Origin of the sequence: Tepidimonas charontis, assembly GCF_007556685.1 — a bacterium.
Taxonomy (GTDB): Bacteria; Pseudomonadota; Gammaproteobacteria; order Burkholderiales; family Burkholderiaceae_C; genus Tepidimonas; species Tepidimonas charontis.
The window spans coordinates 78434-96373 of record NZ_VJON01000005.1 but is presented as its reverse complement, the minus strand read 5'-3'; the positions used below and the strand labels follow the sequence as shown (position 1 = coordinate 96373).

General features: G+C 66.6%; 13 protein-coding genes and 2 tRNA genes. All 15 read left to right on the top strand.

What is annotated here, in order from left to right:
- Positions 1 to 127 (top strand): EF-Tu C-terminal domain-related protein (locus Tchar_RS02920; protein WP_456243326.1); only part of this gene is annotated, 127 nt, incomplete at its 5' end.
- Positions 128 to 169: 42 nt separating this feature from the next.
- A tRNA-Trp gene (locus tag Tchar_RS02915) sits at positions 170 to 245 on the top strand.
- Positions 246 to 374: 129 nt separating this feature from the next.
- A complete protein-coding gene (gene secE / locus Tchar_RS02910; protein ID WP_144327589.1) occupies positions 375 to 755 on the top strand; it encodes a preprotein translocase subunit SecE in 381 nt (126 codons plus the stop codon).
- Positions 756 to 760: 5 nt separating this feature from the next.
- A complete protein-coding gene (gene nusG / locus Tchar_RS02905) occupies positions 761 to 1342 on the top strand; it encodes a transcription termination/antitermination protein NusG (protein ID WP_144327588.1) in 582 nt (193 codons plus the stop codon).
- A 228-nt stretch (positions 1343 to 1570) separates the two neighbouring features.
- Positions 1571 to 2002, top strand: a complete 432-nt coding sequence (gene rplK / locus Tchar_RS02900) for a 50S ribosomal protein L11 (protein ID WP_043702144.1) — start codon at positions 1571 to 1573, stop codon at positions 2000 to 2002.
- A 1-nt stretch (position 2003) separates the two neighbouring features.
- Entirely contained in the window at positions 2004 to 2705 is a 702-nt protein-coding gene (rplA, locus tag Tchar_RS02895; protein WP_144327587.1) for a 50S ribosomal protein L1, read from the top strand.
- Positions 2706 to 2981: 276 nt separating this feature from the next.
- Complete coding sequence (gene rplJ, locus Tchar_RS02890; protein ID WP_144327586.1) at positions 2982 to 3482, top strand: 50S ribosomal protein L10; 501 nt, start codon at positions 2982 to 2984, stop codon at positions 3480 to 3482.
- Positions 3483 to 3525: 43 nt separating this feature from the next.
- Entirely contained in the window at positions 3526 to 3900 is a 375-nt protein-coding gene (rplL, locus tag Tchar_RS02885) for a 50S ribosomal protein L7/L12 (RefSeq protein ID WP_144327585.1), read from the top strand.
- 263 nt (positions 3901 to 4163) lie between these two features.
- Entirely contained in the window at positions 4164 to 8279 is a 4116-nt protein-coding gene (gene rpoB, locus Tchar_RS02880) for a DNA-directed RNA polymerase subunit beta (protein ID WP_144327602.1), read from the top strand.
- Between the two features lie 23 nt (positions 8280 to 8302).
- Positions 8303 to 12496, top strand: coding sequence for a DNA-directed RNA polymerase subunit beta' (gene rpoC, locus Tchar_RS02875; RefSeq protein WP_144327584.1), 4194 nt, complete (start codon positions 8303 to 8305; stop codon positions 12494 to 12496).
- A gap of 43 nt (positions 12497 to 12539) precedes the next feature.
- On the top strand, positions 12540 to 13922 hold the full coding sequence (gene rsmB / locus Tchar_RS02870) for a 16S rRNA (cytosine(967)-C(5))-methyltransferase RsmB (RefSeq protein ID WP_144327583.1): 1383 nt from the start codon (positions 12540 to 12542) through the stop codon (positions 13920 to 13922).
- A 4-nt stretch (positions 13923 to 13926) separates the two neighbouring features.
- Positions 13927 to 14580, top strand: coding sequence for a DUF4390 domain-containing protein (locus Tchar_RS02865; RefSeq protein WP_161595434.1), 654 nt, complete (start codon positions 13927 to 13929; stop codon positions 14578 to 14580).
- A complete protein-coding gene (locus tag Tchar_RS02860; RefSeq protein ID WP_144327581.1) occupies positions 14577 to 16889 on the top strand; it encodes a sensor histidine kinase in 2313 nt (770 codons plus the stop codon). The genes Tchar_RS02865 and Tchar_RS02860 overlap by 4 nt, the downstream gene beginning before the upstream one ends.
- A gap of 9 nt (positions 16890 to 16898) precedes the next feature.
- Entirely contained in the window at positions 16899 to 17666 is a 768-nt protein-coding gene (locus Tchar_RS02855) for a response regulator (protein WP_144327580.1), read from the top strand.
- 154 nt (positions 17667 to 17820) lie between these two features.
- Positions 17821 to 17896, top strand: a tRNA-Phe gene (locus tag Tchar_RS02850).
- The last annotated feature ends 44 nt before the right edge of the window (positions 17897 to 17940 follow it).

Genomic DNA, 17940 nt, shown 5'->3' with positions numbered 1-17940 from the left:
GGGAGACAACGTCACCATCACCGTCAAGCTGATTGCGCCGATTGCGATGGAAGAAGGCCTGCGCTTTGCGATCCGCGAAGGCGGCCGCACGGTCGGCGCCGGCGTCGTGGCCAAGATCATCGAGTGACGTGAGGGTTCGGGCCGGTCGGCGATGCCGGCCGGCCGCTGCAGGGGTATAGCTCAATTGGCAGAGCGTCGGTCTCCAAAACCGAAGGTTGGGGGTTCGATTCCCTCTGCCCCTGCCAGCTGGTGAATGCCAAGACATCGCCGGCCCTGATGTTTCAAGCCCGCCCGTGTCTTCGGACCGTAGCGGGCTTGTGTTTCTGGAGCGTGGCGCAGGATGCGCCCTTGACGTGTGTAGAGGTGTGGGGACGATGGCCACAACGGATGTCGAAACCGTCGGCGGTGGCGCCGACAAGGCCAAACTGACCGCCGCCGCGGCGCTGGTGCTGGCCGGCTTCGTCGGCTTTTACCTGCTGTCCGCGCAAGGTGCGTGGGTGCAGTGGCTGGTGCTGTTGGTGGCCTTCGGTGCGGCGGTGGCGCTGGGCTTGACCGCCTCGCCCGGGCAGCGGCTGATCGCCTTCGGTCGCGACGCCGTCAAAGAGGTCAAAAAGGTCGTCTGGCCAACGCGCAAGGAAGCGGGCCAGATGACGGCCTACGTATTCGCCTTCGTGGTGGTGATGGCGCTGTTCCTGTGGCTGACCGACAAATTGCTCGAGTGGGTGCTGTACGGCCTCATTCTGGGTTGGAGGTGACGGAGATGACAGAGACGAATTCGGCGTCGAAGAGCGCCAGTGCGGCACCGGCCGAGGGTATGCGCTGGTACGTGGTGCACGCCTATTCGGGCATGGAGAAGGCCGCCGAGCGCAACATCCTGGAGCGGGTGCAACGCGCGGGCATGCAGCACAAGTTCGGCCGCATCCTGGTGCCGACCGAAGAAGTGGTCGAGATCAAAAACGGCGTCAAACGCACCACCGAGCGCAAATTCTTCCCCGGCTACGTGCTCGTCGAGATGGTGATGGACGACGACACCTGGCACTTGGTGAAGAACACCAGCAAGGTCACGGGTTTCGTCGGTGGCGCGCGCAACCGTCCGACCCCCATTTCCGAAGAGGAAGTGCAGAAGATCATCGGCCAGATGCAAGAAGGCGCCGACAAGCCGCGCCACAAGGTCGAGTTCGAAATCGGCGAGATGGTGCGTGTCAAGGAGGGGCCGTTTGCCGACTTCAACGGCGCCGTCGAAGAGGTGAACTACGAAAAGAGCAAGTTGCGCGTATCGGTCACCATTTTCGGGCGGGCGACGCCGGTCGAGCTCGACTTCAACCAAGTCGAGAAGGTGTGAGCCGGCTGGGCCGCGCCGGCCTGGGTCCGTTTGCGCGCCGTCAGCGCAAGCGCTGAAAGTTCGCTATAATCTAAGGTTCTTCGGCTCGCGCCGGCAGGTGCGAGCTTTTCCGCTGCCGGTGTCGGCCTGGTGGCAGCGGCGGTCACGCGTGACGCGAAGATCCAGGTCTTAGGTGCGAGGAGGCCGCCCGCCGGGGGTGGCCGTCGGAACTCGCAGGAGAAACGCACAATGGCCAAGAAAATCGTCGGCTTTATCAAGCTGCAAGTGCCAGCGGGTAAGGCCAATCCCTCTCCCCCCATCGGTCCGGCGCTGGGTCAGCGCGGTCTGAACATCATGGAGTTCTGCAAGGCGTTCAACGCGCAGACCCAGGGTATGGAGCCTGGGCTGCCGCTGCCGGTGGTGATCACCGCCTACGCCGACAAGAGCTTCACCTTCATCATCAAGACCCCGCCGGCGACCACGCTGATCAAGAAGGCGATCAAGCTCGACAAGGGTTCGTCGAAGCCGCACGCGCAGAAGGTCGGCAAGATCACGCGTGCCCAGCTCGAAGAAATCGCCAAGACCAAGATGAAGGACATGACCGCGGCCGACTTGGATGCGGCGGTGCGCACCATCGCCGGCTCGGCGCGCTCGATGGGCGTCATCGTGGAGGGGGTGTGAGATGGCGAAGCTGACCAAAAAGCAAAAAGCCCTGCAGGGCAAGGTCGATCCGACCAAGCTGTATCCGCTACCCGAGGCGCTGGCCATCGTCAAGGAGTGCGCCACCGCCAAGTTCGATGAATCGATCGACGTGGCGGTGCAGCTCGGCGTCGATCCGCGCAAGTCGGACCAGGTGGTGCGCGGGGCGGTGGTGCTGCCCAATGGCACCGGCAAGACCAAGCGCGTGGCCGTGTTCGCCCAGGGCGCGAAGGCCGAAGAAGCCAAGGCGGCCGGCGCCGATATCGTCGGTTTCGACGATCTGGCGGCGCAGGTCAAGGCAGGCAATATCGACTTCGACGTCGTGATCGCGGCGCCGGATGCGATGCGGGTGGTCGGTGCGCTCGGTCAGATCCTGGGTCCGCGCGGCCTGATGCCGAACCCGAAGGTCGGCACCGTGACGCCGGACGTGGCGGCGGCGGTGCGCAACGCCAAGGCTGGTCAAGTGCAGTTCCGCGTCGACAAGGCCGGTATCGTGCACACCACGATCGGGCGCCGCTCGTTCGACGCTGAAAAGTTGCAGGGCAACCTGGTGGCGCTGATCGAGGCCCTGAACAAGGCCAAGCCGGCGGCCTCCAAGGGGCAGTACCTGCGCAAGGTCGCGGTGTCGTCCACCATGGGGGTGGGCGTGCGGGTCGATCCGCAGTCGATCGGCAGCGCGTCCTGAGAACGGAGTATTCGAGGTGGCGCCGGCGTGCTGGCGTCGCCTCGGCTGGTGGGTCTGTCGCGGCGGTGATGCCGCTGTGGCAGAGCCATCCAAGACCGCTGGTGCGGGTGTGCCCGCCTAAATGTCGCTCCACGGGGCGGCAGCCAGCGCAGATGGCGATCCCGCCGCGGATGGAATCGAATGCCGGGATGCGTTCCCGGGGCGGTTTCCAGAAACGGTTGATCGCTGCAACCGCTGCACGGTGTCCGCTGGCGCCGTGTTTTTAAGGAGTCAACCTTGAGTCTGAACCGCAGTGAGAAGCAAGCCGTCATCGACGAGGTGGCGGCCCTTGCCGCCAAAGCGCAGACGCTGGTGATGGCCGAGTATCGGGGCATCACGGTGGCGGACCTGACGAAGCTGCGTGTCGAAGCCCGCAAGGCTGGGGTGTCAGTCGCCGTGCTGAAAAACACCCTGGTGCGGCGCGCGGTCGCCGGCACGCCGTTCGAGGTCGCCGCCGGGCAGATGACCGGTCCGCTCATCTACGGCTTCTCGGAAGACGCCGTGGCCGCCGCCAAGGTGGTGGCCGAATTCGCCAAGACCAACGACAAGATGGTCTTGCGCGGCGGTGTCTATGCCGGCAAGGCGCTGGATGTCGATGGCGTCAAATCGCTGGCCAGCATTCCGTCCAAGGAAGTGCTGTTGTCGCAATTGTTGGGGCTCATGCAGTCGCCAATGTCGCGCTTGGCGCGGGTCGTCGCAGCCCTGGCCGAGAAAAAGGGCGAGGCGCAGCCCGCTTGAGCCGCTTTCCGTATCCGATTCGTCCCGTTTTTAGGAAAACATCATGGCATTCGATAAAGACGCATTCCTGGCCGCTCTGGACACCATGACGGTGATGGAGCTCAACGATCTGGTCAAGGCGATCGAAGAGAAGTTCGGCGTCAGCGCCGCGGCGATGGCCGCTCCCGCTGCGGCCGGCGCCGCCGCGGCCCCCGCCGCCGAGGAAAAGACCGAGTTCGACCTCATCCTCAAGGAGGCCGGTGCGAACAAGGTGTCGGTCATCAAGGCGGTGCGCGAAATCACTGGCCTGGGCCTGAAGGAAGCCAAGGATCTGGTCGATGGCGCGCCCAAGACCGTCAAGGAGGCGATGCCCAAGGCCGACGCCGAAGCCGCCAAGAAGAAGCTGGAAGAAGCCGGCGCCAAGGCCGAGCTCAAGTAATCGGCCCCGTGCGCAAGGGCTGGAGCGCCGCATCGAGGCCTCCAGCCTTTGCCGCTTGCAGAGCGCACGGCAAAACGGTTGGGTACGACCGCTTTGCCGTGTCTTCTGATTCCGACTGCAGCAAGACCGCTTGGTACGGGCCCGCGTGCAAGGCGTGGGCCGTCAGCCGACAGACCGGTGGGGGCCGGTCGCCAAGATAGCCAGCGCGGCGCGCCGCCGATGCGCGCCACCCAGTCGCCGCAGACCTCATGTCCGGAGATCTCATGGCCCAGTATTCCTACACCGAACGCAAGCGCATCCGCAAGAGCTTTGGCAGCCGCGACAGCGTGTTGGAAATCCCCTACCTGCTGCAGATGCAAAAGGACGCCTACACCGCGTTCCTGCAAGCCGACGTGCCGCCGCGGCAGCGCAAATCGGTCGGCTTGCAGGCGGCGTTCGAGTCCGCCTTCCCGATCGTGTCGCACAACGGCTTCGTCGAGATGAAGTTCGTCGAGTACACGCTGGGCAAGCCGGTGTTCGACGTGCGGGAGTGCCAGACGCGCGGTCTGACCTACGCCTCGGCGGTGCGCGCGCGCGTGCAGCTCATCATCTACGACCGCGAAGCCTCCACGCCGCAGTCCAAGGTGGTCAAGGAGGTCAAGGAGCAGGAGGTCTATATGGGCGAAGTGCCCCTGATGACCGACAAGGGCTCCTTCATCATCAACGGCACCGAGCGGGTGATCGTGTCGCAGCTGCACCGCTCGCCCGGGGTGTTTTTCGAGCACGACAAGGGCAAGACGCACAGCTCGGGCAAGCTGCTGTTTTCGGCGCGCATCATTCCCTACCGCGGCTCGTGGCTGGACTTCGAGTTCGACCCGAAGGACCTGCTGTACTTCCGCGTCGACCGTCGCCGCAAGATGCCGGTGACCATTCTGCTCAAGGCCATCGGCCTGACGCCCGAGGCGATCCTGGCCAACTTCTACGTCAACGATCACTTCCGCCTGATGGACAGTGGCGCGCTGATGGCGTTCGTGCCGGAGCGGCTCAAGGGCGAAGTGGCGCGCTTCGACATCACCGACCCCAGCGGCAAGGTGGTGGTGGCCAAGGACAAACGCATCACGGCGCGCCATGTGCGCGAGCTCGAGCAGGCCGGCACCACCCACATCAGCGTGCCAGAGGATTATCTGATCGGGCGCGTGGTGGCGAAGAACATCATCGACCCGGACACCGGCGAGATCATCGCCAAGGCCAACGATGAGCTGACCGAGACGCTGCTGAAGAAGCTGCGCGCCGCTGGCGTGCAGGAGCTGCCCTGCATCTACACCAACGAGCTCGATCAGGGGCCCTACATCAGCCAGACGCTGCGCATCGACGACACCATCGACGAGTTCGCCGCCCGCGTGGCGATCTACCGCATGATGCGCCCGGGCGAGCCGCCCACCGAGGACGCGGTGCAGGCGCTGTTCCATCGCTTGTTCTACAACCCGGAAACCTACGACCTGTCGCGCGTGGGGCGCATGAAGTTCAACGCCCGCGTCGGGCGCGACTCGCCCGATGGCCCGATGGTGCTGACCAACGAGGACATCATGGCCGTGGTCAAGATCCTGGTGGATCTGCGCAACGGCAAGGGCGAGGTGGACGACATCGACCACCTGGGCAACCGGCGCGTGCGCTGCGTGGGTGAACTGGCCGAAAACCAGTTCCGCACCGGCCTGGCGCGCATCGAAAAGGCGGTCAAGGAGCGCCTGGGCCAGGCCGAGCAAGAGCCGCTGATGCCGCACGACCTGATCAACTCCAAGCCGATTTCGGCGGCACTGAAGGAGTTTTTCGGCGCCAGCCAGCTCAGCCAGTTCATGGACCAGACCAACCCGCTGGCCGAAATCACGCACAAGCGCCGCGTCTCGGCGCTGGGCCCGGGCGGCTTGACGCGCGAGCGCGCTGGCTTCGAGGTGCGCGACGTGCACGTCACGCACTACGGGCGCGTGTGCCCGATCGAGACGCCCGAAGGCCCCAACATCGGCCTGATCAACTCGCTGGCGCTGTACGCCCGCCTGAACGAGTACGGCTTCATCGAGACGCCGTACCGCCGTGTGGTGGACGGCAAGGTGACCAACCAGATCGACTACCTGTCGGCCATCGAGGAAAGCAAGTACATCATTGCGCAGGCCAACGCCGAGCTGGACGAGGAAGGCCGGCTGGTCGGCGAGCTGGTGTCGGCGCGCGAGAAGGGCGAGTCGGTGCTGACCACGCCCGACCGCGTGCAGTACATGGATGTGTCGCCCGCGCAGATCGTCTCGGTGGCGGCGTCGCTGGTGCCGTTCCTGGAGCACGACGACGCCAACCGCGCGCTGATGGGCGCCAACATGTCGCGCCAGGCGGTGCCGGTGCTGCGGCCGGAAAAACCGCTGGTGGGCACCGGCATCGAGCGCGTGGCCGCGATCGACTCCGGCACCGTGGTGGTGGCCAAGCGCGGCGGCGTGGTGGACTACGTGGACGCCAACCGCATCGTGATCCGTGTCAACGACGACGAGGCGGTGGCCGGCGAAGTGGGCGTGGACATCTACAACCTGATCAAGTACCAGCGCTCCAACCAGAACACCAACATCCACCAGCGCCCGATCGTCAAGAAGGGCGAGCGCATCCATAAAGGCGCGGTGATCGCCGATGGTGCCTCCACCGACCTGGGCGAGATCTCGATCGGCCAGAACATGCTGATCGCCTTCATGCCGTGGAACGGCTACAACTTCGAGGACTCGATCCTGATTTCCGAGAAGGTGGTGGCCGAGGAGCGCTACACCAGCATCCACATCGAGGAGCTGGTGGTGATGGCGCGCGACACCAAGCTGGGTCCGGAGGAAATCACGCGCGACATTCCGAACCTGTCGGAGCAGCAGCTCAACCGGCTGGACGAGTCCGGCATCATCTATGTGGGCGCCGAGGTGCAGCCAGGCGACGTGCTGGTGGGCAAGGTCACGCCCAAGGGCGAGACCACGCTGACGCCGGAGGAAAAGCTGCTGCGCGCGATCTTCGGCGAGAAGGCCAGCGACGTCAAGGACACTTCGCTGCGCGTGGAGCAGGGCAGCCAAGGCACGGTGATCGACGTGCAGGTGTTCACCCGCGAGGGCATCCAGCGCGACAAGCGGGCGCAGCAGATCATCGACGACGAACTCAAGCGCTACCGGCTGGACCTGAACGACCAGCTGCGCATCGTCGAGGCCGACGCCTATGACCGGCTGGAAAAACTGCTGGTGGGCAAAAAGGCCAACGGCGGCCCGAAGAGGCTGGCCAAGGGCGCGGTGATCACGCGCGAATACCTGGCCGAGGTCGACAAACACCACTGGTTCGACATCCGCGTGGCCGACGACGACGTGGCCGCGCAGATGGAGTCGATCAAGAACGCGCTGGAGGCCACGCGCCACGGCTTCGACCAGGCCTTTGAAGAGAAGCGCCGCAAGCTCACCCAGGGCGACGAGCTGCCCGCAGGGGTGCTGAAGATGGTCAAGGTTTACCTGGCCGTCAAGCGCCGCCTGCAGCCCGGCGACAAGATGGCCGGCCGCCACGGCAACAAGGGGGTGGTGTCGAAGATCGTGCCGGTGGAAGACATGCCCTACATGGCCGACGGCACGCCGGTGGACATCGTGCTCAACCCGCTGGGCGTGCCCTCGCGCATGAACATCGGCCAGGTGCTGGAGGTGCACCTGGGCTGGGCGGCCAAGGGGCTGGGCGAGCGCATCGGCGAGCTGCTTGAGCGCCAGGCGGCGGTGGCCGAGATCCGCGCCTTCCTGGACAAGATCTACAACTCCACCGGCCGCAAGGAAAACCTGGACGAGCTGTCGGATGAGGAAATCGTGGCGATGGCGCGCGAATTGACCAAGGGCGTGCCCTTTGCTTCGCCCGTGTTCGACGGCGCCAGCGAGGAGCAGATTCGCGCCATGCTCAAACTCGCCTACCCGGACGAGGTGGCCAAGGCCAAGGGCCTGACCGAAAGCCGCACCCAGGCGCAGCTCTACGACGGGCGCACCGGCGATCCGCTGGAGCGCAAGACCACGGTGGGCTACATGCACTACCTGAAGCTGCACCACCTGGTGGACGACAAGATGCACGCGCGCTCCACCGGCCCGTACTCGCTGGTGACGCAGCAGCCGCTGGGCGGCAAGGCGCAGTTCGGCGGCCAGCGCTTCGGCGAGATGGAAGTGTGGGCGCTGGAGGCCTACGGAGCCTCCTATGTGCTGCAGGAGATGCTCACCGTCAAGTCCGACGACGTGCAGGGCCGCACCAAGGTGTACGAGAGCATCGTCAAGGGCGAGCACGCCATCGACGCCGGTATGCCGGAGTCGTTCAACGTGCTGGTCAAGGAAATCCGCTCGCTCGGTATCGACATCGAGCTGGAACGCAACTGAAGCGCTAAATCGAGGACGAAGCCATGAAATCCTTGCTCGACCTGTTCAAGCAGTTCACGCCCGACGAGCACTTCGACGCCATCAAGATCGGCCTGGCCTCGCCGGAGAAGATCCGGTCGTGGTCGTTTGGCGAGGTCAAGAAGCCCGAGACCATCAACTACCGTACCTTCAAGCCCGAGCGCGATGGTCTGTTCTGCGCCAAGATCTTCGGTCCCATCAAGGACTACGAGTGCCTGTGCGGCAAGTACAAGCGCTTGAAGCACCGCGGCGTCATCTGCGAGAAGTGCGGTGTGGAGGTGACGCAGACCAAGGTGCGGCGCGAGCGCATGGGCCACATCGAGCTGGCCGCGCCGTGCGCGCACATCTGGTTCCTGAAGTCGCTGCCCAGCCGCCTGGGGCTGGTGCTGGACATGACGTTGCGCGACATCGAGCGCGTGCTGTACTTCGAAGCCTACGTGGTGGTGGACCCGGGCATGACGCCGCTGAAGAAGTTCAGCATCATGTCCGAGGACGACTACGACGCCAAGCGGCGCGAGTACGGCGATGAGTTCGTCGCCAAGATGGGGGCCGAGGGCATCAAGGAGCTGCTGCAAAGCATCGACCTGGACGCCGAGATCGAGCGCCTGCGCAACGACCTCACCGGCTCGGAAGCGAAGGTGAAGAAAAACGCCAAGCGCCTGAAGGTGCTGGAGGCGTTCAAGAAGAGCGGCATCAAGCCGGAGTGGATGATCCTGGAGGTGCTGCCGGTTCTGCCGCCGGACCTGCGTCCGCTGGTGCCGCTGGACGGCGGGCGCTTCGCCACGTCTGATCTCAACGACCTGTACCGGCGCGTCATCAACCGCAACAACCGCTTGAAGCGCTTGTTGGAGCTCAAGGCGCCCGAGATCATCGCGCGCAACGAGATGCGCATGCTGCAGGAAGCCGTGGACAGCCTGCTGGACAACGGCCGCCGCGGCAAGGCGATGACCGGCGCCAACAAGCGTGCGCTGAAGTCGCTGGCCGACATGATCAAGGGCAAGAGCGGGCGCTTCCGTCAGAACCTGCTGGGCAAGCGCGTCGACTACTCGGGCCGCTCGGTGATCGTGGTGGGCCCGACCCTGAAGCTGCACCAGTGCGGTCTGCCCAAGCTGATGGCGCTCGAATTGTTCAAGCCCTTCATCTTCGCTCGTCTGGAGCAGATGGGGATCGCCACCACCATCAAGGCGGCGAAGAAGGAAGTGGAAGCCGGCACGCCGGTGGTGTGGGACATCCTGGAAGATGTCATCAAGGAACACCCGGTGCTGCTCAACCGCGCGCCCACGCTGCACCGACTGGGCATCCAGGCCTTCGAGCCGGTGCTCATCGAGGGCAAGGCGATCCAGCTGCATCCGTTGGTGTGTGCGGCGTTCAACGCCGACTTCGACGGCGACCAGATGGCCGTGCACGTGCCGCTGTCCATCGAGGCGCAGATGGAAGCGCGCGTGCTGATGCTGTCGTCCAACAACGTGCTGTTCCCGGCCAACGGCGAGCCCTCCATCGTGCCGTCGCAGGACGTGGTGCTGGGCCTGTACTACGCCACGCGCGAGCGCATCAACGGCAAGGGCGAGGGCATGGTCTTTGCCGACGTCGATGAGGTCGAGCGCGCGCTGGCCGCCGGTGTCGTCGAGCTCACCAGCCGCGTGAGCGTGCGCCTGACCGAGTGGCTGAAGAACAAGGAAACGGGCGCGTTGGAGCCGGTGACCAAGCTGCGCGACACCACCGTTGGGCGTGCGCTGCTGTCGCGCATCCTGCCCAAGGGGCTGCCGTTCGAGCTGATCGACAAGCCGCTGAAGAAGAAGGAAATCTCCAAGCTCATCAATGCGTCCTTCAGGCGCTGTGGCCTCAAGGACACCGTGGTCTTTGCCGACCAGCTGATGCAAAACGGCTTCCGTCTGGCCACGCAAGCCGGCATTTCGATCTGTATCGACGATATGCTGGTGCCGGCCGAAAAGCCAGCCATCATCGAGCGTGCCGAAGCCGAGGTCAAGGAAATCGCGCAGCAGTACGCCTCGGGTCTGGTGACCGCGGGCGAGCGCTACAACAAGGTGGTCGATATCTGGGGCAAGGCGGGCGACGAGATCTCCAAGGTGATGATGGAGCACCTGAAGAAGGAGAAGGTGATCGACCGCCACGGCAACGAGGTCGAGCAAGAATCGTTCAACTCGATCTACATGATGGCCGACTCCGGCGCGCGCGGCTCCGCCGCCCAGATCCGCCAGCTCGCCGGCATGCGCGGCCTCATGGCCAAGCCCGACGGCTCGATCATCGAGACGCCCATCACGGCCAATTTCCGTGAGGGGTTGAACGTGTTGCAGTACTTCATCTCGACGCACGGCGCACGCAAGGGGCTGGCGGATACGGCGCTCAAGACCGCCAACTCCGGTTATCTCACGCGCCGTCTGGTGGACGTGACGCAGGACCTGGTGGTCACCGAAGAAGACTGCGGCACCAGCAACGGCACGCTGATGCGCGCCATCGTCGAAGGCGGCGAGGTGATCGAGAGCCTGCGTGAGCGCATCCTGGGCCGCACCGCGGCCGAGGACGTGATCGATCCCGAGACCCAGCGCGTACTGGTGCCGGTCGGCCAAATGCTCGACGAAGACGCGGTCGATCTGATCGAGCAGGCCGGCATCGACGAGGTGCGCGTGCGCACCGTGCTGACCTGCGAGACGCGCTACGGCGTGTGCGCGCGCTGCTACGGGCGCGACCTGGGCCGTGGCGGTCTGGTCAACGTCGGCGAGGCCATCGGGGTGATCGCCGCGCAGTCGATCGGTGAGCCCGGCACGCAGCTGACCATGCGCACCTTCCACATCGGGGGGGCGGCTTCGCGCGCGGCGGTGGCCTCCAGCGTCGAGGCCAAATCCAACGGCATCATCGGCTTCAACAGCACGATGCGCTACGTCACCAACGCCAAGGGCGAACAGGTGGTCATCGCGCGCTCGGGCGAGATCGTCATCCACGACGACAATGGCCGCGAGCGCGAGCGCCACAAGGTGCCCTACGGCGCCACGCTGCTGGTCAAGGCCGACCAGCGCGTCAGCGCCGGCACGGTGCTGGCCAACTGGGATCCGCTGACGCGCCCGATCATCACCGAATTCGCCGGCGTGGTGAAGTTCGAAAACGTCGAAGAAGGCCTGACGGTGGCCAAGCAGGTGGACGAGGTCACCGGCTTGTCCACGCTGGTCGTCATCGACCCGAAGCGTCGCGGCGCCACCAAGGTGGTGCGGCCACAGGTCAAGCTCATCGACGCCGAGGGCAAGGAAGTCAAGATCCCGGGCACCGACCACGCGGTGACCGTGACCTTCCCCGTCGGCGCGTTGATCCAGGTGCGCGACGGCCAGGCGATCCACCCCGGCGAGGTGCTGGCGCGCATCCCGGTCGAAGGGCAGAAGACGCGCGACATCACCGGCGGTCTGCCGCGCGTGGCCGAGCTGTTCGAGGCGCGCTCGCCCAAAGACAAGGGCATCCTGGCCGAAATCACCGGCACGGTGTCCTTCGGCAAGGAAACCAAGGGCAAAGTGCGGCTGCAAATCACCGACCCGGACGGCAAGGTCTGGGAGGAGCTGGTACCGAAGGAAAAGAGCATCCTGGTGCACGAGGGCCAGGTGGTCAACAAGGGCGAACTCATCGTCGATGGTCCGGCCGATCCGCAGGACATCCTGCGCCTGCTGGGTATCGAGGAGTTGGCGCGCTACATCGTTGACGAAGTGCAGGACGTGTACCGCCTGCAAGGGGTCAAGATCAACGACAAGCACATCGAAGTGATCGTGCGCCAGATGTTGCGCCGCGTCGAGGTCGAAAACCCCGGCGACAGCCACTACATCGCGGGCGAGCAGGTCGAGCGCTCCGAAATCCTCAACACCAACGATGCCCTGCGCGCCGCTGGCAAGACGCCGGCGACGTTCCGCAACCTGTTGCTGGGTATCACCAAGGCGTCGCTGTCCACCGACTCCTTCATCTCGGCGGCCTCGTTCCAAGAGACCACGCGCGTGCTCACCGAAGCGGCCATCATGGGCAAGCGCGACGAGCTGCGTGGCCTCAAGGAAAACGTCATCGTCGGACGCCTGATCCCGGCCGGCACCGGCATGGCGTTCCACGAGGCGCGCCGCGCCAAGGAGCGCATGGACGAGGAGGAGCGCCGCGCCATCGCCGAGGCCGACGCGATGTCGCTGGCCAGCACCGAAGGCGACGAGGGCTGAGCGGTGCTGACCGCTGCGGCGACACCGGGTGGCTGCGCCGTCCATGCCGAGCCCGATCGCGCTGGCTGAGCAGCTGCCCGAGGTGGCGCGCGCCGTGGCGGCGGTGCGCCAGGGTCGCTCGCTGGCCGAGGTACTGCCCACCGTGCCGCAGCGCCTGCGCCCTGGGGTGCAGGCGCTGACTTTTTTGGCCATGCGCCGTGCCGGCCAGACGCGCGCGTTGCTGGCGTGCCTGACGCACCGGCCGCCTGCGGCGCGCGTGGCCGCGTTGCTGGAAGCGGCGCTGGCGCTGTTGATCGAAGGAGCGGGCTATCCGCCCTATGCCGTCGTTGACCAGTCGGTGCGGGCCTTGCCCGCGCTGCGCGCCGGCGCGCTCAGCGGCTTCGTCAACGCCTGCCTGCGGCGCTTTTTGCGCGAGCGCACCGCGTTGCTGGCGCGCGTGCAAGAAGACGTCGAGGCGCGCTGGAACCACCCCGCCTGGTGGGTGCAGCGCCTGCAGCGCGACCACCCCCGCCACTGGCAGGCGGTGCTGGAGGCCGACGATCGCCCCGCGCCGATGGTGCTGCGCGTCAATCGGCGCCAAGGGACGCGTGATGCGTACCAGGCGCGCTTGGCGGCGCTGGGCTGGGCGTGCGAGCCGCTCGGTGAGGATGGGCTGGTGCTGGCCCAAGCGGTGCCGGTGGCGCAACTGCCCGGCTGGGCCGACGGTGCCGTTTCGGTGCAAGACGGGGCCGCCCAGCTCGCCGCCCCCTTGCTGCTGCAGACCGGTTTGCCCCCCGGGGCGCGTGTGCTGGACGCCTGCGCCGCCCCGGGCGGCAAGACGGCGCATCTGCTCGAGCGCGCCGACATCGCGTTGTGGGCGCTGGACGTGGACGCGGCGCGCAGCGAGCGCATCCGCGAGACCTTGCAGCGGCTGCGCTTGCCCGCGGCGGGTAGCCGTGCCCAGGTGCTGACGGCGGACGCGGCCGATCCTGCGGCGTGGTGGGACCGCCGCCCCTTCGACGCCATCGTCCTCGACGCACCGTGCACGGCCTCGGGCATCGTGCGGCGGCACCCGGATGTGCGCTGGCTGCGCCGTGACAGCGACGTGGCGGCGCTGGCCGCACAGCAGCAGCGCCTGCTGCAAGCGCTGTGGCCGCTGCTGCGTCCGGGCGGCTGCCTGCTGTACGCCACCTGCTCGGTCTTTCGCGCCGAGGGCCAGGCGGTGATCGAGACGTTTTGCCAGCAACGGCCCGACACGCAGCGTCTGCCGGCTCCCGGGCACCTGCTGCCGGAAGGGCTGGCGGCGGATGCACCCGGGGGGCGAGCGGCGCCCGCCAGCGCCGATGATACGGACGCAACGACAACCGGTACGCGGCCGGGCGCCATCGGTGACAATGCGCGGCGTGGCATGGACGGATTTTTCTACGCGCGGTTGCGCAAAGCCTGAACCGATGTGGCGGCAACGGCGCGCCGCCGTTGGCGCGCTGCTGGGCGCGCCGCTGGCGCTGGGCAGCGGGCTGACGTGGCGCACGGCCGCCGCCCAGGCCACCGCAACCGACGGCGCGGCGCAATGGCGGCTCGAGCGCGACGCCGACGGCCTGTACCTGAGCGCGCGCGTGCCGCTGCGCCTGCCGCCGCCTTTGGCTGACGCGCTGCAGCGCGGTGTGCCGCTGCATTTCGTCTGGCACGTCGAAGTGTGGCGCCCCCGCTGGTACTGGACCGACCGCTTGCTGGGGCAGGCCAGCCGCACGGTGCGCGTGGTCTTTCAACCGTTGACCGGTCGCTGGCGGCTGAGCGTGCACGACGGCTCGGCAGTGAATGATGGCCAGGCGACGCTGCACCGCGCGTTGGATACACTGGAAGAAGCCTTGGCACTGGCCCGCTCGGTGCAGCGTTGGCGGGTGGCCAGCGCCGTCGGCCTGCGCGGCGACGAGCGCGTCAGCGTCGAATATCGCATCGACACCGGACGTCTGCCGCGCCCGCTACAGTGGCTGCCCGGTCACGGTGCTGCGGATGACCTGCCCGCGTGGCGTATCGTGTTGCGTGTGCCCAGTGCAGACACGCCAGCCCAGATGAGCATCGAACCCGGGGAGCGCGATCCATGAGCGATGCGCGCGCGCGTGACGCCATTCGGGCGCGCAACCTGCGCTGGTTTTTGGCGTTGGGCCTGGTGTTCATCCTGGCCGTTGGGCTGGTGCTGTTTTATTTGCTGGCTCTGTCCACCGATCACCGGGCGCTGGAGCCTGTCACCTACACGCGCCTGATCGTGCTCAACGCCGCGGTGGCCGTGGTGCTGGCCGCGGTGTTGGTGTGGTTGGCCGTTCTTTTGGCCATCCGCCTGCGCCGCCGGCGTTTCGGCAGTGTGCTGTTGTTCAAATTGGCGGCGATTTTTGGCCTGGTCGGGGTGGTGCCGGGGGTGCTCATCTATGGCGTTTCGGTGCAATTCGTCAACCGCGCCATCGAAACCTGGTTCGACGCCCGTGTGGAGACGGCGCTGCGCGCCGGCCTGGAGCTGGGGCGCACGGCGCTGGATACCGTCAGCGCCGACTGGGCGGCCAAGACGCGCGCGCTGGCCAGCACCCTGGCCAGCGCCGGCGACGGCGCCGCTGCGGTGCAGCTGGAGAACTGGCGCGAGCAAATGGGTGCCACCGACGTGGTGCTGTGGAGTGCACAGGGGCGGGCCGTGGTCAGTGTGGGGGCGTCGCGCTTTCGCTTGGCGCCGCAGCGTCCGGCACCCACCTTGTTGCAGCGTGCGCGCAGCGAGCGGGTCGTCACGTGGATCGAAGGCCTGGAGGAGCTCGAAACCCTGCGCGATCCGCGCGAGGTCGGCGCGCTGCCGACTGCGGCACTGCCGCGCGTGCAGGCGCTGGCGCTGGTGCCTGCCCTGGGCGCCGGCTTCGGCGCCGACGAAGTGCGTTACGTCCAGGTGACGGCGCCGCTGCCCACCGCCCTCGTGGTCAACGCGCTGGCGGTGCAGGTGGCCAACCGCGAATACCAGGAGCGCGCGTTGGTGCGCGACGCCTTGCGCCAGATGTATGTGGGCACACTGACGCTGGCGCTGTTTTTGGCCGTCTTTGGCGCCGTGTTGTTGGCGGTGCTGCTGGGCAACCAACTGGCGCGGCCGCTGCTGTTGCTGGCCGAGGGTATGCGCGACGTGGCGCGTGGCGACCTGGGGCCCAAAATGGCGCTGCCGGCACGCGACGAACTCGCTGGCCTGACGCGCACCTTCGCACAGATGACACAAGAATTGGCTGATGCGCGTCAAGCGGTGCAGGCCTCGATGCAGCAGGTCGATGCCGCGCGGGCCAGCTTGCAAACCTTGCTGGACAACCTGACGGCAGGGGTCATCGTGCTCACACCCGACGGGCGGCTGCGCAGTGCCAACCCCGGTGCGGCGCGCATGCTGCGCGTGCCCTTGATCGACCATGTGGGCCAAGTGCTGGCCGACATCGACGGCTTGCGCGCCTTTGCGGCCTGGGTGCAGGAGCAATTTGCCCGCTTTGGCGCCGATTCGGGGGAGGCCGAAGAAGGCGCGCATTGGCAACAGCCCTACGAATGGCGCCTGCCGGGGGCGTCGGCGGGTGGCCCCGATGGCGCGCACATGCGCACCCTGGTGGTGCGCGGCGCTGGGTTGCCCGGTGGCGACCGCCTGCTGGTGCTGGACGACGTCAGCGATCTCATTTCGGCGCAGCGCGCGCAGGCCTGGGGTGAGGTGGCGCGGCGCTTGGCGCACGAGATCAAAAATCCGCTCACCCCCATTCAACTCTCGGCCGAGCGGCTGGCCATGAAGCTGCAGCCGCGCCTGCAAGGCGCCGACTTGGCGATGCTGCACAAGGCCGTGCGCACCATCGTCGAGCAGGTCGAGGCGATGAAGCGTCTGGTCAACGAATTTCGCGACTACGCCCGCCTGCCGCCGGCGCGACTCGCCCCGCTCGACCTCAACGTGCTGCTGCGCGAAGTGGCCGCTCTGTACGAAGCCGCGCCCGTGCCGCTGGTGCTGGACCTGCAGCCCGACTGCCCGCCCGTGCTGGCCGACGCCCACCAAATACGCCAAGTCATCCACAACCTGGTGCAAAACGCGCAAGACGCCACGCCTGCCGACGGTGGCGGTAAGGTGACGCTGCAAACCCGCCACCGTGCCGGCAGTCCCTGGGTGCGCGTGCAGGTGCTCGACGACGGCCCCGGCTTTGCCGAGGCCATCCTGCAACGTGCCTTCGAGCCCTACGTCACCACCAAAGCCAAAGGCACGGGCCTGGGGCTGGCCGTGGTCAAAAAAATCATCGACGAGCACGCTGGCCGCATCGAGCTCGCCAACCGGCGCGAGGGCGACCAGATCAACGGCGCGCAAGTCTCGCTATCATTACGAGTTGCAAATACGCAACAAACCTTGCAGGGGGTCCCCGCAAACGGGTGAGAGGACACGATGGCAAACATACTGGTCGTCGATGACGAGCTGGGCATTCGCGAGCTGCTGTTCGAAATCCTCGATGACGAAGGACACAGCGTCGAACTGGCCGAAAACGCCGCGCAGGCGCGCGCCGCACGGCTGCGCGCTGCGCCCGACTTGGTGCTGCTCGACATCTGGATGCCCGACATGGACGGTGTCACCCTGCTCAAAGAGTGGGCCGCCAATGGCTTGCTGACCATGCCGGTCATCATGATGAGCGGCCACGCCACCATCGACACCGCAGTCGAGGCCACCCGCATCGGTGCCATGGCGTTTCTGGAAAAGCCCATCACGCTGCAAAAACTGCTGCAGGCGGTGGACAAAGGGCTGGCGCGCGGCACGTTGCGCACCGTGGCCAACAACCCGGCAGGGTCCAACGCCGCAGCCAGCCAGGCGACGGCTGGCGAACCCGGCTCGAACCAGGCCCAGGGCACCGTGCCGCGGCTGGTGGCAGTCAACGGAGCTGCTGCCGCGGCTTCGGGCAGTCCAGACGGTGCGGGCGCGCACGTCGGCCATGTCGCGGCGGTGGCGGGTGCAGCCGGCTGGCACGTGCTCGACCTCGATGCCCCCTTGCGCGAGGCGCGCGATGCCTTCGAGAAAGCCTACTTCGAGTTCCACCTGGCCAAGGAGCAGGGCTCGATGACGCGGGTGGCGGAAAAAAGCGGGCTGGAGCGCACCCACCTGTACCGTAAGCTCAAGCAGCTCGGCGTTGATCTGTCGCGCCTGAAGCGCAATGCGGCCTAGGGCGCGCAGGGCACACGCGGCTTGCGGTACGCGCGCTTCACGCCCGCGGGTGTCGGCGGCGTCAGACGTCATCAGCGGCGTGTACCCGGCCCTGCCTGGGTTCCTGCGCCGCCCGCGACGGGCGGCCAATATCTGGTTATAATGCATGCCTGTTGGCCCGGTAGCTCAGTTGGTAGAGCAGCGGACTGAAAATCCGCGTGTCGGTGGTTCGATTCCGCCCCAGGCCACCACCATTCAACGCCCAACCCTCATCGGTTGGGCGTTTTGCTTTGGG

Coding starts and splice junctions, on each gene's coding strand:
- secE (WP_144327589.1), top strand. CDS start 375: ATGGCCACAACGGATGTCGAAACCGTCGGCGGTGGCGCCGACAAGGCC.
- nusG (WP_144327588.1), top strand. CDS start 761: ATGACAGAGACGAATTCGGCGTCGAAGAGCGCCAGTGCGGCACCGGCC.
- rplK (WP_043702144.1), top strand. CDS start 1,571: ATGGCCAAGAAAATCGTCGGCTTTATCAAGCTGCAAGTGCCAGCGGGT.
- rplA (WP_144327587.1), top strand. CDS start 2,004: ATGGCGAAGCTGACCAAAAAGCAAAAAGCCCTGCAGGGCAAGGTCGAT.
- rplL (WP_144327585.1), top strand. CDS start 3,526: ATGGCATTCGATAAAGACGCATTCCTGGCCGCTCTGGACACCATGACG.
- rpoB (WP_144327602.1), top strand. CDS start 4,164: ATGGCCCAGTATTCCTACACCGAACGCAAGCGCATCCGCAAGAGCTTT.
- rpoC (WP_144327584.1), top strand. CDS start 8,303: ATGAAATCCTTGCTCGACCTGTTCAAGCAGTTCACGCCCGACGAGCAC.
- rsmB (WP_144327583.1), top strand. CDS start 12,540: ATGCCGAGCCCGATCGCGCTGGCTGAGCAGCTGCCCGAGGTGGCGCGC.
- Tchar_RS02865 (WP_161595434.1), top strand. CDS start 13,927: ATGTGGCGGCAACGGCGCGCCGCCGTTGGCGCGCTGCTGGGCGCGCCG.
- Tchar_RS02860 (WP_144327581.1), top strand. CDS start 14,577: ATGAGCGATGCGCGCGCGCGTGACGCCATTCGGGCGCGCAACCTGCGC.
- Tchar_RS02855 (WP_144327580.1), top strand. CDS start 16,899: ATGGCAAACATACTGGTCGTCGATGACGAGCTGGGCATTCGCGAGCTG.